At 62.8% G+C, this 915-nt stretch carries 1 protein-coding gene; it reads right to left on the bottom strand.

All coding sequences use genetic code 11. The features are described 5' to 3' along the window. A partial coding sequence (locus HP566_RS02660; RefSeq protein WP_284041285.1) for a GLUG motif-containing protein occupies positions 1-915 on the bottom strand: 915 nt, incomplete at both ends.

Here is a 915-nt window from a genome sequence, read left to right as displayed (position 1 = left end):
GCCGCTGGTATGGACAGTGCCATCGTAGGTGGCGGTGGCATCGTTGGCCGTCACCGTGACAGGCGTCAGGAAGCCGCGCAGCAGCGGCGTGGTATGCCCCTCGTAAATACGCCATACCGTATCGGTGTCGCCCTGGCCGTCGATATCCCAACCGACGAAGGTATCCAGTTGGGTCAACTGATCCCAGGTCCTACCGGTGCCAAAGCTGTTCCAGCCAGTATTGATGGGGTCGCCATTGGCGTCGGTGGTGGCGCGGAAGGCATCGCTGATGCTGCCATTCCAGTTATACCCGACCAGCCCGCCGACGTAATTGTTGCCCGTTACCTGCCCGGTGGCGTAGCTGGTAGCGATATCGCTGCGGTCAGCGATCCCCACCAGCCCGCCAACGAAAGTGTCGCCCGTTACCTGCCCGGTAGCGTAGCTGGCGGCGATATTGCTTCCGTCAGCGTACCCCACCAGCCCGCCAACAGCACCGTTGCCTGTTACCTGCCCGGTAGCGTAGTTGGCGGCGATATCGCTGTCGATAGCGGCCCCCACCAGCCCGCCAACGTAATTGTGGCCCGTTATGTTGATCTCTCTAAGGCCGATATCGCGAATCGCCGCGCCGTTGCCGGTAGCGCCAAACAGGCCGACACCATCCTGGGTGGGCCGGGCGATGGTCAGCTCACCGATGGTATGGCCCAGCCCGGCGAAGGCGCCGGTGAAAAACGTCGAGGTGTTGCCGATGGGCGAAAAGCCCGCTGTGCTCCACATGCCGCTGAGATCGCTGCCGGCGGTGGCGCTGGCAGCGATATCGCGGGTCACGCGGTAGTCGGCGTTCAGGTCCAGTGCCATCAACTGTAACTGGTGGGCGTTGGTGATGGTGGTGCTGTATTCACTATACAGGAAGGGCCGGGTGGAACCCGCGAGCATCAC

The sequence above is a fragment of the Vreelandella olivaria genome (assembly GCF_023507745.1).
GTDB lineage: Bacteria > Pseudomonadota > Gammaproteobacteria > Pseudomonadales > Halomonadaceae > Vreelandella > Vreelandella olivaria_A.
The sequence above is the reverse complement of the archived record's forward strand: the minus strand, read 5'-3'. Positions and strand labels throughout refer to the sequence as shown.